The organism is Leuconostoc falkenbergense (assembly GCF_014634805.1).
Taxonomy (GTDB): Bacteria; Bacillota; Bacilli; order Lactobacillales; family Lactobacillaceae; genus Leuconostoc; species Leuconostoc falkenbergense.
The window spans coordinates 14,263-30,654 of record NZ_BMBS01000004.1 but is presented as its reverse complement, the minus strand read 5'-3'; the positions used below and the strand labels follow the sequence as shown (position 1 = coordinate 30,654).

The 16,392-nt window shown below is 39.2% G+C and carries 11 protein-coding genes; all 11 read right to left on the bottom strand.

Translation table 11 applies throughout. The features are described 5' to 3' along the window. Window positions 1–147 precede the first annotated feature (147 nt). A complete protein-coding gene (gene addA, locus IEU71_RS01670; RefSeq protein WP_004914727.1) occupies window positions 148–3,843 on the bottom strand; it encodes a helicase-exonuclease AddAB subunit AddA in 3,696 nt (1,231 codons plus the stop codon). Beyond that, window positions 3,843–7,322, bottom strand: coding sequence for a PD-(D/E)XK nuclease family protein (locus IEU71_RS01665; RefSeq protein ID WP_080534211.1), 3,480 nt, complete (start codon window positions 7,320–7,322; stop codon window positions 3,843–3,845). Before IEU71_RS01665 ends, addA begins: the two co-directional genes overlap by 1 nt. Further along, the gene (locus IEU71_RS01660; protein WP_036068186.1) at window positions 7,322–8,113 is read right to left on the bottom strand and encodes an alpha/beta hydrolase; all 792 of its coding nucleotides are present in this window, start codon (window positions 8,111–8,113) and stop codon (window positions 7,322–7,324) included. The genes IEU71_RS01665 and IEU71_RS01660 overlap by 1 nt, the downstream gene beginning before the upstream one ends. Before the next feature lie 161 nt (window positions 8,114–8,274). After that, window positions 8,275–8,703, bottom strand: coding sequence for a 30S ribosomal protein S16 (gene rpsP / locus IEU71_RS01655; RefSeq protein WP_004914736.1), 429 nt, complete (start codon window positions 8,701–8,703; stop codon window positions 8,275–8,277). An 87-nt stretch (window positions 8,704–8,790) separates the two neighbouring features. Next, window positions 8,791–8,997, bottom strand: coding sequence for a hypothetical protein (locus IEU71_RS01650; RefSeq protein WP_004914739.1), 207 nt, complete (start codon window positions 8,995–8,997; stop codon window positions 8,791–8,793). Between the two features lie 114 nt (window positions 8,998–9,111). Then, window positions 9,112–10,566 (bottom strand): PH domain-containing protein, encoded by a 1,455-nt coding sequence (locus IEU71_RS01645; protein WP_004914741.1) that lies wholly within the window; start codon window positions 10,564–10,566, stop codon window positions 9,112–9,114. Then, window positions 10,559–11,050 carry a PH domain-containing protein gene (locus IEU71_RS01640; protein ID WP_004914742.1) on the bottom strand — a complete coding sequence of 164 codons (492 nt, stop codon included), beginning with the start codon at window positions 11,048–11,050 and terminating at the stop codon, window positions 10,559–10,561. The genes IEU71_RS01645 and IEU71_RS01640 overlap by 8 nt, the downstream gene beginning before the upstream one ends. A 97-nt stretch (window positions 11,051–11,147) precedes the next feature. Then, on the bottom strand, window positions 11,148–12,584 hold the full coding sequence (locus IEU71_RS01635; protein WP_004914744.1) for a 6-phospho-beta-glucosidase: 1,437 nt from the start codon (window positions 12,582–12,584) through the stop codon (window positions 11,148–11,150). A 76-nt stretch (window positions 12,585–12,660) separates the two neighbouring features. Further along, a complete protein-coding gene (locus IEU71_RS01630) occupies window positions 12,661–12,981 on the bottom strand; it encodes a PTS lactose/cellobiose transporter subunit IIA (RefSeq protein WP_031941278.1) in 321 nt (106 codons plus the stop codon). 13 nt (window positions 12,982–12,994) lie between these two features. Beyond that, window positions 12,995–13,315: a PTS sugar transporter subunit IIB gene (locus tag IEU71_RS01625; RefSeq protein WP_004914747.1), complete on the bottom strand. Its 321-nt coding sequence runs from the start codon at window positions 13,313–13,315 to the stop codon at window positions 12,995–12,997. Window positions 13,316–13,462: 147 nt separating this feature from the next. Further along, entirely contained in the window at window positions 13,463–16,255 is a 2,793-nt protein-coding gene (gene ileS, locus IEU71_RS01620; protein ID WP_004914749.1) for an isoleucine--tRNA ligase, read from the bottom strand. Between the last annotated feature and the right edge of the window lie 137 nt (window positions 16,256–16,392).

The window sequence follows — 16,392 nt, the reverse complement described above, 5'->3', positions numbered from 1 at the left end:
GTGCGCTTCAGTCGATAGTCTTCACCAATGACAGCCTAACCAACAGAGCCCGTTCCAATATCTAATCCAACACTATATTTCATATTTTTAATCCCTTCTCACTTCAGAATATCACAATTCATTAACTTAAATTGTGAACTTTTACAGTCACCCAATATCCATCACCTCACCCACGCTCAAAGCAATCAGTTTAGGTGGGTTTATTTTATATTCTGGATATTCTTGTCCTAGTGCTTCTTGATATAAATTAAGCTGCCCTTTATAGCGTAGCTTTAGTTGTGCTAATCCTTCTGCAAGGCGCGTTGGTTGCACAAAATCTGTTTTGTAATCAAATAACGTCACGCTTTTAGTCGCTTCGTCAACAAAATAACCATCGATGATACCATGTATGAGTACAGGCGCGTCGTCACTGACTTCTTGATAAATTTGATTAGCCGGTACAATCATGGCAAATGTGGCTTCTCGTTGCAACGTACGCTGATGTGCTGCAATTTCTTGAGCAAATGGCGTGTGTACAAAACGTAAGATATCATCAACTTGTATCAGCGATGCCACGCTAGGCAAAATTTGTTCACTAGCCACTAATTTTGTCAATAAATCGTCAATACTTTTAGCATCAATGGGTTGCGTTATATCAATCAGTTGCAACAACAAGTGTGTGGCTGTGCCAATAGCGGCGCTTGAAGGCTTTTGCAGACCATCACTCAAAAAATTAGGTAACGGCAAGGTCTCTGACACGTAGGCATTAGCAGCTTGTGTATTGCCCTGTTCATCAAGTATCAGTGTGCTCATATTCAAGCGATCAGGATCTTCAAATAAACGCTTAATTTCACTAACAGATTGATAAGCTGCCGTTTTTGTTGCTGTCATATTGGGATATCGGTACGATAGCAATGCTTTAGCTTGAGTATAGTCTTCAGCTGTGTAATCATCTTGTTGTTCTGTTTCATTAGACAAGCTTTCTGACGATATATTCGGCGCAACAATATCTGTTTGCGGTATGATGGCAACCGATGCTGTTGCGTTGGTTGGTGTTTCATTTCCCATCAAACGCGGTAGACTATCGTCGCCTAACCACGCGTCCAATACTTGATTCTCAGTTCGTGCAAAACTAATCAGCAACCATTGCAAATATGAATTTGCTTGTAATCGTAAGTTTTCTGACAAAAATTGACCGCTAGTTTGCTTCGCTGATTGCCATAATGCTTTAATTGCTTCGTTGCCCTCTTCACCTTTAATTTTGATCGTCCCAACAATATAAAGTTGTTGCTCAGCGCGAGTTAATGCGACATACAGTAAACGCATTTCTTCGGACCAGCTTTGCCGTTTTAAGGCTTGTTTGACAACTAATTTCTGCAAGGTCGGCATCGTAACCAATGCATCGGGTTGCAAATATTCCAGACCAACACCCGCATTTTTTTGAATTAATAGTCCCCCATTCAAGTCTTTGGTGTTAAAAGCTTTATCCGCTTCCGGTAACATGACAATCGGAAATTCTAATCCTTTTGACGCGTGAATCGTCATCAAACGAACCGCTTGTGCGTCAGCTTCTTGTGGTGCCTCACCCAAGTCGCCATCAGAACTTTGCAATTGTTCAATGTAACGAATAAATCGAAATAACCCAGCATGTGTGTTATTTTGGTAGCTTTGCGCATACGTGTACAAAGCGTGTAGATTAGCTTGGCGCTGGGAACCACCCGCCATCCCCCCAACATAATCCAACCAAGCTGTCTCGTCATAAATGGTCCAAATAAGTGTCACGAGGTCATTTTGAATCGCAATATCGTGCCATTTGTTAATCAATGCAATCACTTTTTCAGCTTGTTCGTTTGATTTGGCATAGCGATTGAATGCTGTCCAAAAATCATGTTGCTGATCCGCCGTCCGAATGGCTGCCAAATCATTCTCATTAAATTCAAACATTGGCGAACGCAATATTGCTACTAACGGAATATCTTGATGTGGATTATCAATGACACGTAGTACATCCAACATCAAGTATATTTCCATAGCCTGAAAATAATTACCAACACCATCCACTTGGACTGGAATACCTGCTTGTCGCAACGTCGCGACCAAATCAATATAGCCAGTTTTAGAACGCGTTAAAATTGCAATATCACCATAGGCAACCGGTCGCATTCCCGCTGGCTCAGCTTTGTGATCATAAATAGTTGTACCGCGTAAAGCTAATATTTTGTTGGCCAGTAAGGCATATTGTGCTTGACGTTTTTCAAATGTATCTTCTTCGCTCGTTTCGTCATCATTATCTTGGGTTATGATATCAAGATGAAAGACAGGTGCGACTTCCTCCGGATATGAAGCTTTGGGAACTAATTTGGCATCCCCGACGTAAGCAATATCGCCCAACGTTTCATCCATAAGTTGGGTAAAAATTAAATTCGTCACACGCGTGACATTGTTTTGTGAACGGAAATTATCAGCCAAATCTATCCGACTGTCATTATTTCCCGATTGTGCAAACTTTTTGTACTTGGCAGTAAATAATGATGGTTCTGCTTGACGAAAACCATAAATGCTTTGCTTCACATCGCCAACCATGTACATGTTGTGTCCGTTGGAAACACTGGTTAGTAAAGTTTCTTGGAGCTGGTTAATATCTTGATACTCATCAACTAAAATTTCTTGAAATTGGCCTTGTATCGTTTGTTTAGTAACGTCATCAGATAAAATTTGTAAGGCTAACGTCCCCAAATCTGGAAAATCGAGTAACTTCGCGTCTCGTTTTGCTTGCTCAAAGGACTTCCGGAAAGATTGCGTCACAATAACTAACGTGTCAATTAATTGAAAGGCCAGCCCTTGAACACGTAACCACGCCGACTCGTTTAATATGAAGTAGTCTTCCAACCATGGCTTTAATTGTGATTTTGACCCAATGACTTGTGTCCGTACTTGCCGCGCGGCGGCCACCAATGCAGACAGATCAGGATCTTCTTTAATTGCTTTGGTTTGCGTGTTCATTTTAGCAGCTGGCACCGCTAAAATAGCAGATTGCAATGCGTCCCAAGACCCCTTTTCAATCTGCTGAGCAACTGACGACAGGTATGTCGCTATTTCTTCAAAAGCATCTTGTGTTTTTTGTAATTCGTCAACACCATCAGCACCGAGCTGAATCTGCTGCACTTTTTGCGTTAAATCAGCGATATCCGCCTTCAAAAATGGTTTGATGTGTTTGATAAATAAATCAGTTTTCGCCAACGGTTCACCAGTAATACGGTACGGATTGCGTAAATTTTCTAACCATTGCGTGCCATCAGCTCGTGCTTCCGCAAAATCCGCTAATTTTAGGACAATATTTTGCAACGCATCATCATGATTTGGATTACCAAAATTGTTGACCAAGGCTAAAAAATCTTGGTGGTTGTCATTTTCTTCCGCATAAAATTCAGCAAACACTTCTATTAAAACATCTTGACGCATCAGCTCACGCTCGGCTGTGTCAGATAAAAGACGGAATTGTGGATCTAAGCCTATCACGTGATAGTACATTTCAATAAGTCGTAAAGCATACGCATCAATAGTGGAAATATTAGCTGCGGGCAACAACAACAACTGCTCTTGTAAAAATCGTTTTTGTTTCCCAGTTGCCGTCTTTAAACGCTTCTCAATGGCTACCTCTAGTCTTTGTCGCATTTCATGAGCAGCGGCGTTAGTAAATGTCACAATTAAAAAATTGTCAACGCTCGTCCCGGCCAAAATTTTTTGAATAATGCGTTCAATTAAAACTGTTGTTTTACCAGAACCGGCTGAGGCAGCCACCAGAATATTATGGTCTGTTTCATCAATAGCGCGTTGTTGATTAGCTGTAAATGTGGTCGCCATTATTCATCCTCATCTTTCAATAATTCTAAAATACGATTCTTATCACCCGTGGTTTGCTCACGATAACGGTCACCAAGCGCGCGATCAAAACGCATAATATCAAGATATGGTGAGTAGGTTAAACCACCCTCAACTGGCGAAAGTGGAAAGTGACCAGCTAATATTTGTTGTCCTGCTGTCACAATGTTTTGTCGATTCCGTTTTAAGAGTGCTTCAAATTCTTCAGGTGATACAGCGTCAACACCTGATTTTCCTAAATCACCATTTTTGAGACGCGCCAGTGGATAATGTGGCGACTTTTCTGATGGTTCAATGTCAGCAAGCGCATCAACATAAGCTGAATCTGAAATGAATAAACCGCGGTATTTGAAGTTTTCTGGTAAAATTCTACCTTCTAACAGCGCATCAATGTCCGTGCTACTCGTTAATGATGTCTTATCAGGTACAATTTTTGCAAAGAAAGCACCACCCACTTTATCAAAACCGAGTTGATTAGCACTTTGCTGCGCAGCATCCCAATAAGTCAACAATTGCATTTGCAAACCATCATAAGCTTGTGCCCAGCTAAATAGTTTGCCATTTGATTTATAGTCAATAATTGTCCCAAATTCACCCGCACTGTCTTGCAAATCTAAACGATCCAACTTACCACGGACATGTATTTTTGGCAACTGTAATGCTGGCAAAGAAGCTTTTGGAAAACCAAATAATTGTTCAACCGCTAATGGCCGACTCGTGTTTTCACGTGCCGCTGCTTGCAAATTCAATAATAGAATGTCACTAACACGTGTCAAATACTCACTGGTAGCACGCATTTTACCATTTTCGGTGAGTATTTCGAAAACTGGCGACGTCATTAACTGCCCCATTTGTTTGGACACCAAATGTTTGATATCATCGCTGGTCAAATCACGCAAACTTAAATTATTTTGAATGAGGTGCGCTAACACCTTTTCAAAAATAGCATGATAGAGTGTGCCTGTTTGCGCCACGTCTAGTGTGTTTGTTGTGCGTTCTTTTAAATGCAGCCCATACTGCAAAAAGTAAGCATACGGATTATGATAGTAACTTTCTAATTGAGAAATTGAGACATTTAACTGTTCGCCAAATAGTGCTGCCACAAATTCTGGGCGCAATTGGACTGGCTTATTTTGATAATTTGGTGCAGAAAAAACACGAGTGAGTCGTGATTTTACCGTGGTTTCAAGCAAGGATTTCAATGATTTAAACGCAGAAGTTTGCCTAGCAACTGGTAAAATTTTCACTAATTCAGATAACGTTGTTTGCGGCGTTCCAATATAGTGTTTAATTAAGGCTGAACTAGAAACTGGCTGTCCACTGACGGTTATCACTTCAATGCTAAAGGTATCAACCAAACGTTTGAAAAATGGCGACATTTCTGCTATTTGTCCACTGCTATCCAAGATTGGGTAAGATAACGTGATATGGTCAGTCGCTGACATCAGGCTACCATAAAATAACAAGTTTTCTTCGGCCATCTGCTGCTGCGCTGTATTTTGTAGGTAACGTGGCTGGTCGCCTGACTGTAAGTCTGGCATAACCATTGTTCGTTCGGCATCATTAATTAAAGCTGTTGTTTTAGTTTGTGCCGGCAAGTTTTGGCGCGTACCGCCAATAAAAAATAATTCCCGATAGCTCGTACTTTGCACAATTCCAGCTTCAGATATTGTTAATTGGTCTAGACTGTTTGGAATGCCTGAAAATTTAGCACCGGAAAAGCCAGCAACCAAAATATCAACCATGTCCGTCAAAACGAAATCATCATCGCCTTTAAAACTAACCATATCATCTAATGTCTGGCTAAACATCTGCCAGACTTCGTCGTGTTGTTGGGCGTGTACTAAATCCCCTTGCGCCATTAAATTATCGCGTTGATTAATCAAAACATCAACAACATGATTTTTTTGTAGCCATTCAATCAACGCAGTAGCTGCTTGACGGAATGTCGTTGCTTTTTTAAGGCCATCATCTAACTGATCAAACGATTTAACCACAAAGCGACGCAAAAACTCGAGCCGTTGATTAATTTTTTGATCTTGTGAAATTTCTGTTTCATCATTATCACGAGTCACTTGGAATAGTTGAAAAGGCCGATCAAACCGACGCCAAGTGGACTCATAGGGTCGATAAGCATATAAATAATTGTCCAAATAACCTACAATATCAAAAAATTCATCACTAGCAACAGACTTGCCATCGATAGTTGGGCACAACAAACCTGTCTTTAAAATTGCTAATACATTTTGATAATTAAATTTTTGTGGTGACAAAAGTGTTAGAATCAGCTCTACCAATGGATGATTCATCATTGTGACATCAGTATCCAGAAAAAAGGGCAGCTCAAATGCAGCCATCACGGCTGGAATATGTGATTGATAGGGTCCCAAATCGCGGGCTAAAATCAAAATATCCCTTAAATGTAACGACGGATCCTGTTGTAAAGCGCGCCTGATGCGTCTGGCTACCTCCTGAATTTCCACAATCGGCGTTTCAGCTACAAAAGCCTTGAATGCAGTTTTATCATCGGTCACTTGAAATGAACGATATTCCCCTAACTTTTCCCATGCTGATAAGACTTGATAATTAGCGGAAGATAGTTTTCGTAAAGTGCTTGCACTACGAGTATTCACTGATTGTTGGTTGCTTGATGCCCATGCAATCAACTGTTGGGCAGTTGTCATCGGCTTAAAAAAAACATCTCCAGCTTGCTGTGTCCCTAATTTTGATATATCACCCAGAAGTGCTATTGTCACCGGATAACGAGCAATCAAAGCATTCACAACAGCTTGTTCCGCACTTGTAAAACCATTGAAACCATCAAAATAAAACATCGTATTTGACAGTTCTAAGTCATTCAATTCCCCGACAAAATGCAACAAAGATTCTTGTGCAGTTATTCGTTGTTGCCCTAGTTTTTGTTCGAATGCTTCAGCGACAATCGCCAAATCACGAAGTTTAGCGTTTAAAGTTTGTCGTAAAAAAATATTATCCGCAGATTTGGCAACAATATCAAGCAAATCTTGAGGTGATATACGACTGACACGTAGCTCAATCAGTTGCGCTACTAAAGCTGTTACAAAACCACTCTTGGCTTGTAGACGTGCAAAAACTGGTAATTGGCTTGCTTTCTCTCGCAAAATATCAGTCACCAGCATAAATAATCCGGCTGTCGAAACTGTTTCCGGCTGCTTTGTCGGTGTATTTTTCATGAGGGCCCAAGCCAGCCGTGTTAAAGAATATACCTGCAGCCGACTCTGCGAATAACGTTGCGCCTGACTATGACCATTGATTACAGAAAAACGTTGAAGCACATCAACTTCACTGTCAAATTTAACGTGATTAGGGACAATATAATATATGGTTAAACTAGCATTTTTTTGGAGATGTTTTTGAATATCAACCAACATGTCACCACGCATGTCATGCTCAGCACGCCCCATTAAAATATTGAGCGTCATTAACTTAGCCTTTCTTCAGGTACATAATTAATTGGTAGCCACTCTAAGACACGCTCAATTTTTTTATCCCAATAATACCATTCGTGCTTACCGGGTGCCGTTTCAAAAGTGATATCATAGTCTAAATCGCGCAACTTTGGAATGAAATCATCATTAGTTGGTTTTAGATAATCTTGTTCACCAATCCAAGCATACAACTGTGGTTTTTGGGTATTTTTTTTAGCTAACGCAAGCAAGTCATTGTCCGAACCGACAAATTTATCCAAATCACCAAAAATACCTGTCCAATAATCTTGCGTCGTCTCATCAGGTATAGCGCCAAATTGTGGTTCTCCTACTAACGCGCCTGACAATGAAGCTGCATAACTGAAGTGATTGGTTCCTAATCCAAGTTTGAAGGCACCATAACCACCCATTGATAAGCCAGCAACGAAGTTTTTTTCGCGTTTTGTTGATAGTTGTGGGAATAATGAGGCTACTTTTTTGGGCAACTCCTCTGCCAACGCATCAAAATAATTCAAGCCATATGTTGTGTTCGTATACCATGCCAAATCAGTGGAAGGCATCACAACAGCCACAATTGTTTGACGAACTAATCGTTCAATTGACGTACGACGCTGCCAAATATCTTGATCGCCAGACATGCCATGTAACAAATACAATACTGGTATATCTTGCAACATTTCGGGTGTCCAACTCGGATTGTGATCAGATAATTCAGGTAAAATCACATTCATGTGTCGATCCATTCCCAAAACCTGCGAATAATAATTAACTTGTAAAAATGCCATGCGTTGTTATCCCCTTTTAGTATTTACTGCTATTTTAACAGAAATAACCTGCAATTGTGGTTGGAAACAGTAGTTTTTTAGCTATTGTCACAAATCAAAATCTATTTTTTGGCAAAAAAAAAATGTGCCAAATTAATGGCAACATTTTTTAACTTTTTGAATTAAACAAGTGCTAACAAATCAGCCTTCTTTGCAGAAGATGGATATTCAGTACCTTGTGCATCCAAATATGCTTTGATTTCAGCAACTGTATTCTTTTCTGTTGGCTTGTTAGTAGCAGGATTAGTAGTGGCCTTTTTTGCTGACTTTGCAGCTGGCTTCTTACCTGACTTTGAGTCATTAAACTTTGCCAAAATACCAGCGTTGCTCAACAAGTTGCGAACTGTGTCAGATGGTTGTGCACCATTGCCTAACCATGACAAAATCTTGTCTTCATCCAACTTGATTTCAGCAGGTTGTGCGATTGGGTTATAAGTACCAACTGTTTCAATAAAACGACCGTCACGAGGTGAACGTGAATCAGCAATAACGACACGATAGAACGGACGCTTTTTTGCACCCATACGCTTCAAACGAATTTTAACTGCCATGTGGTAGTCCTCCAATTATCTTTGTGTTTATACACATTTATTCTACTAGATAATTATGCCACTACTCGTAAGTTATGTCAAGGGTTTTTACTTGACATCATTTTGCTGTTCACGTGCAATATTGATTTCTTCACTCAAAATAATCAAATTATCTAAAGCACGGCGCGCCAAAAAAGAATCATGTTTGCGATTTGCCTCATTAGTAATCCCACCAAGCGTGTGTGGTGTATTTAAATCATTAATAATTTTTACAAGCTGATTCTGCCAACTAGTGAGTTGCTCATTTTCCGTCATAAAAAAATCCTCCAGTTGATATATCATTTATTCTACCAAATTAACAAGAAAATAACAAAAATTCTTCATAAGATTAAATTATTACAATCAAAATTTTAAAAAATGAGTTGTTGGTTACAAAAATAGCCATTTGTTAAGGACTGTTATTGTCTGTTCAGGTACATATCGTAACCGTATGGTGTGCTCACCATTATCATCACGAACAATAATGTCAAGATGTGTTGCTTTTTTTGCTGCTAATGTATACAAACCATGCGTATTAAGTCCTTGTATTTTATCACGCGTGATAAAGTAACCCTCTTTAGTTAAGCCATTGCTACGTTGCAAGTAAATAACAGACTCACAATATCCTATTTTTTGATCTTTGATTGTCATTATGTTTTTTAAAATCAAAAACACTACCACGACCAAAGCAATCAAAATACCGAGCAATATATTATGCCAATCCCAATATTTTGGTAGCCAGATCATCACAATACCACTCAAAACAACAATCATAGTTGCCAACCGCAATAAACTAAATCTAACCTGATACCATGCAGCTGTCTTAATAGCGCTAGGTTGCCACTGCTTGATATCAAAGTCATCAACTCCCAAAACTTTTTGCAACGTAGTTGTTGCCTTTTGACTACTGACTACTGGAATCAGTACAGTTTTCTTATCATCTTCATCTCGACTTGCGGAAAGCAAAACGTTGGCACTCATCAACTTAACCATTCTTCTCAGCAAAGTTTGTCGCAATTGAACAGCCTGAATTCTACTAAACTTAAGTTGGACACTTTTACGTGCTAGTAAACCGCGCGAAATCACAAGATGATTTTCTTCATGTAAAACTTTAAAATCAAAATATTGATTATAAATCCTGAAAAATCCAACGACAATACCTATAAATAGACCAATTACAATCAAAGAACTCAATACTATCATAGATTGATGATTCACAAAATCCGTGAATGTCGCTTTGAGATGTTTTGGTAAAATATCGTCAATTTGCGTCCATAATGTGAATAAAGCTAAAAAGCCACCGAGACCACTCAGTGAGGTAACAGCGTATAACATTAAGTCCCTATTTGTCACATGATATCTTAGCTCTGATATAGATTGCTTTGGCCTAATTTCTTCAACACTGGTTTTTTTATTTTGGGCACTGCGTCTTTTTTGTTCGATAATATCAGCTTGTGTCAAACTCAGAGCATCAAAGACCACTTCTGGTTTTCCTTGCCCTGAAGTGTCAATTTGTAAACGCACGGATTGAAATGGTTGATAATAAAATGGCATCGTTCTAGAAATAGTTTGAATACGCTCAAAAGGCACATGAACTTGCTTTTTATTAAAAATACCCTGTTTTACTGATAGCTCATTGTCATCAAATTCGAAGGTAAAAAATAACCACTGAATCCAAGCGCTACCAACAAATACGACAAATATACCTAATACTATCAAAGGCAAAAAAATCACGCCATCGTTTTTAATATTGAACAAGCCCAATATAATTGGCCAAATCATTATTTTGATGTGACTAAAAAAATTAACAACAATGGCAAACCAACTTTGATGCTGTTTAGTCATCTGAAGCTACCTCACGGGCGTGTAAAGCCGCTTCGACTAATTGACCTCTCAACTTTTTAGCTGTTACTTCACCAATAGCCTCAATTTGGAACCCATGTGCCGCTGTTTCAATAGATAAATCCATTAATTTAAAATAACGTAAAATCGGTCCCTGTTTGGTATCAACATTTTGAATACGATTCAGTGGAATTGATTCAGACTTTCTGAAAATAAAACCACGATAAATGTAAACCGCCTGATCATCAATCACGTAACGTCTAAATCGATAAAAATAAGGGATTAGCGTCATGTGTATAACAGGCAAAATAGCTATCAAAACCATAATGATTAAAATCATCATTGCTAGTTGATGAAAATTACCGCGCAAAAAAAGCATGTAAATAATTATTTCCACGACTACTAAAAACAACAAAGCGATGACATCATGAATTAACCAAACAATTTTAGCCGTTTTAGGCAGCTGCGTGGCTTTTTCTGGAATCATATTTTTCTCCCCCAAATACTAGACATTTATAATATTCAGTGTATCAAAGCCATGTATCGAATGCAAAAAAGCTAGCATTTCACCAGCTTTTGAAAGTTTATAATACTTCACCATTGGTTGCAATGACATTTTGGTACCAATCAAATGAATCCTTTTTGTAGCGTTTTCCCGTACCTTGGCCCATATCATCTAAATCAACATAAATGAAACCATAACGTTTGGCCATTTCGCCAGTTGAAGCGGAAACAATATCAATACCAGACCACGGCATATACCCGATTAGAGGAATACCATCTAAAGCAACTGCTTGCTCCATGGACTTGATATGTCCTTTGAAGTAATCAATCCGGTACTGATCATGTATTTCACCTGAACTGGTCAATTTATCATAAGCACCAAAACCATTTTCAACAATCATCATTTTTTTATGCCAACGATCCCACATCCAATTCATCGCATAACGAACACCTGTTGGATCAATTTGCCAACCCCAATCTGATTGTTTAAGGTAAGGATTATCGCCGTGGTTAGCTTCTTCATCATATTCTAAATAGTCATCGCCAGTTGCAGAAACAGTCCAACTCATGTAGTAAGAAAACGCCACATAGTCGACGGTGTTTTCTTTTAAGATTTTAGCATCTTCAGGTGCCATTTTAATATCGAACCCTTTGTGTGACCAGAATTTCAACAGCCAGTTAGGATATTCTCCCAACGCATGGACATCACCCCAATAATAACGTGTTTGCATCGCTCTCTGTGCCATCAAAATATCTTCTGGGTTTGATGTTGCAGGATAAACGGGGTTCATCGCAATCATATCGCCTACCATGATGTTTGGATTGATTTCATGGGCAATTTTAGTTGCTAAGGCTGAGGCAACTAACTCATGGTGTGAGGCTTGATACATCAATTCTTGTGCCTGTTCTGCTGGATAATCTTTCAACCCAGAGTTTTGTAGCATTGGATGTGAATCCATCCAAGAGGTTTGATTATTAATTTCATTGAAAGTCATCCAGTACTTGACGCGATCACCATAACGTTCGAATACCACACGTGCAAATTTAGTGAAAAAGTCGATCATTTTACGATTACGCCATCCACCATACTCAGTCACTAAATGATATGGCATTTCAAAATGAGATAACGTGATGACTGGCTCTAAGCCATTATCAATCATCGTATCAATCATATTATCATAAAATGCCAAGCCAGCTTCATTAGGTGTTTCCTCATCACCGTTTGGAAAAATTCGCGTCCAAGCAATAGATGTTCTAAACGCTTTCATCCCCAATTCTTTCATCAATGCAAAATCTTGCGGAAACGAGTGATAAAAATCAATGCCTCTATGATTAGGATAATTACCATCTGGTAAAACAGTGTCTGTTACAACGCGTTTAACACCGTTTTTTCCCGGCAGCATCACATCAGCAATTGAGACACCCTTGCCGTCAACATTCCAAGCACCTTCTAGTTGATGTGCTGCTACTGCACCGCCCCATAAAAAATCTTGTGGCATTTTATAACCTGTTGTCATTTGTTATCTTCTCCAGTTCTTAGGTTCATTTAGCAATTATTTTGTAAAAGAAAAGCCCGCAAAAGCGAGCTTTCAATCAGTTCTCTGCCAATTTGCGATAAAGTGCAATGATTTCAACTGCTAAATCACGAAAAGTAATACCATTCATCAAATGATCTTGGGCATGAACCATATACAAGTCAACTTCAGTATGATTACCTTGTGCTTCTTGTGTTAGCATGTCCGTTTGAACATCATGTGCTTCTTTAAGTGATTTATCAGCTTCATCAATTGCTGCTTGTGCACCCTCAAAATCACCTGATTTAGCCAACTGAATTGCCTGAAAAGCTTGCGACTTGGCATTGCCACCATGCATAATCAGACCCATCACAACTTGCATTCGTGCTTCGTCTTGCATCAAATCGGCCATCTTAAACTCCCATCAATGTTTCGGCAGACTTCAAAACATTGTCGCCCTTCATCATGCCATAATCCATCATATTGATGACATCCATTGGCACACCAGCGGCATCTGTGTGTCCCTTAACCTCATTTTTCATATAAGCAACTTGAGGTCCAAGCATCACAACATCAGGATGCTTTTCTTTTAGCTTAGCGTCAACATCAGACGTTGAAGTTGCAAAAATATCGTAATCCTTTTCTTGAGCCGCGGCGGCCTTTTGCATGTTTGCTACCAATAATGATGTTGACATACCAGCTGCACAAGCTAGCATAATTGTTTTAGTTGCCATAATATGTTTCTCCTTTAAAAAATCATTTCGTTTATAGCCTTATCATAGCATGTTTTCAATCAAATGTAAACGCTTTCACAGTTTGTTCATACTTTTCCAAAACGATCAAAAAAACATCACAATTGTGAATTGTGATGTTTTTTGATACTATTCTAGTCCCTCAGTTAGGGCTTCTGGATAAAACTCACGGACAATATCTGCTTCATGCTTTGACAATTCTGGAAAATCAGTGTCAGAACCAATATCGTCATGATACAGGCGATCTCGTGGCGATACTTGACCTGTGGCGTGAGCAACAGTAATGTGCCAACCTGCAAAGTCTTGTACATTTTGCGCACTTTCCAATGATTCCAAATGAAGTTGTGACACCATTAACAACAAACGGACATCCGCATTCAAATCTTTTAACCATAACTGTTGTTCAGTCGTCAGATAAAGCGTCAAAGAAGCCTCAGCATTTTTACCAATTAAGTCGGTTTCACGTGCTTCTTCAAGTGCCTTGTTGACAGCGTCACGAAGACTCATAAAGGTTGACCACTGTTCAAACAAAACTGTCGTATCACCTAGATCTTGAACATCAGGCATATCAGTCAAATAAGCAAATTGTGCTGTTTCATAAGGAAGATATTCCCATACTTCTTCAGCTGTGTGAGGTAAGATTGGTAGCAACAATCGCGTCAAATCAGTCAAAATCTTATAGAAGACTGTTTGCATTGAGCGACGAGCTTGCCCAGTAGGTGCCTCAACATAAACAACATCCTTAGCCACATCAAGATAAAAGGCTGATAGATCAACGTTGACAAAGTTAATCACACGCTTAAAAACATCGTTGAATTGGTAATTATCATAAGCATTGCGCACATCTTTAACAAAATTATTTTCTAAGGCATAGAAATATTGATCATGTGCTGCCAATGATTGATATGACACACCATCTTCTTTTGGATCAAAATCAGAGGTATTTGCCAGCAAGAAACGTAACGTATTGCGCAACTTTCGATAACTCTCTGACACTTGTTTCAAAATTTCATTTGAAACACGCATGTCTTGTGACGTGTCAACCGACGTCACCCAAAGACGCAGAATTTCAATTCCCATTTTGTCAGCTACTTCAAGTGGCGAAATTGTATTTCCTAGAGATTTGGACATCTTGTTGCCTTTACCATCTAATGTAAAGCCTTGGTGCAAAATAGATTTGTATGGCGCAATGCCATTTACGGCCACAGATGTGATCAAAGAAGAATTAAACCAACCACGGAACTGATCAGACCCCTCCAAATACATATCAGCAGGATAATCTAATTCAGGTCGTGTATTCAAAACCCCATTCCACGATGAACCAGAATCGAACCAGACATCCATGATATCCTCTTCTTTAGTAAATTCACCGTTTGGTGAATGTTCATTAGTATAACCTTCTGGCAAAAGTTCTTTAGCATCATGTTCAAACCAATAATTCGAACCATACTCAGCAAATAAATCAGCGACGTGGTTGATCAACTTTTCGTCCAAAATAGCTGTACCATCTTCTGCGTAGAATATTGGTAATGGTACACCCCAAACACGTTGTCGTGAAATAACCCAATCACCGCGATCGCGAATCATATTGTGCAATCGAACTTTACCCCAATCTGGGAAATATGTAACCTTATCAAGCTCGGCTAAAATTTCTGATCGGAACTTGGCCACAGAAGCAAACCATTGGGGCACTGCCCGCCAAATAATTGGTTTTTTGGTACGCCAATCAAATGGGTAAGAATGGGTAATCTTTTCTTTTGCCAAGAACAACCCAGCATCCGTTAATTTGTTGATGACTATACCAACAACATCATCATAGAATTTGCCTTCAAAGTCAGCACCCGCGTTGGCTGTCATATAACCCTTTGAATCTACTGTTACGTCAGCGGGTAAGCCATACTTTTTTCCAACGTTGTAATCATCTTCACCAAATCCGGGTGCTGTATGAATTAAGCCAGTTCCTGAATCAAGCGTAACATGATCAGCATTCATCACTAATTCTTCATGCTCACTGTCCCAAGGATGATAGGCTGTAATGCGATCAAGCTGTTGGCCTTTATAGGTTGCGACCGTTTCATATGATTCCCAACCAAACTTAGGTGCGACTGAATCGAGTAGTTCAGTCGCAACAACAAATTGTCTCGTATCGCCAGCTGGTATCACAACTGAGTATTCGAATTCAGGCCCTAACGTAATACCTCGAGAGGCTGTAACAGTAAACGGCGTTGTTGTCCAGACCACAAAGTAAGTATTATCGTCCAAAATACCTTTGCCATCTTTTACTTTATTGGCATAGAACAATGATGTTGAATCAATGTCATGATATTCAATTTCAGCTTCAGCAAGAGCTGACTCAGACGACCATGACCAATACACTGGCTTCGCACCTCTAAAGATGTAGCCTTTCCCAGCCATTGCACCAAAAACTCTAATTTGCGCTGCCTCAAATTCTGGCTTCAATGTAATATATGGATTTTCCCAATCGCCTAACACACCCAAACGTTTAAAATCCGAACGTTGCTTATTAACTTGTTGCAAAGCAAATTCTTTAGCTAAATTACGCCATTCTGATTTAGGCATACTTTTTCTATCATGACCTGCTTTTGTCAATTGTTGTTCAATTGGCAAACCATGAGTATCCCAACCGGGAACATAAGGCGCATAAAAGCCAGTCATGTTCTTATAACGTACAATAATGTCCTTGGTAATTTTATTCATGGCGTGACCAATGTGAATATTACCATTTGCGTATGGCGGTCCATCATGTAGGTTAAAATGAGGTTTCTTCTCATTTTGGGCCAAACGTTGCTGATACAAGTCTTCCTCATACCATTTTGCCTGACGTTCTGGTTCCGTCTTAGGCAACGACCCTCTCATTGGAAAAGCCGTTTTACCAAGATTCAACGTATCTTTATACTTCATATTTCATTCTCCTAAAAAAGTTAATCGACAACAATCATTTAAAATAATGATAAAAAAAGTCCCTATGCATCATCTGCATAGGGACGTTTTCACGTGGTACCACCCAATGTTTAGTAATAACTAATCTTCATTATTAC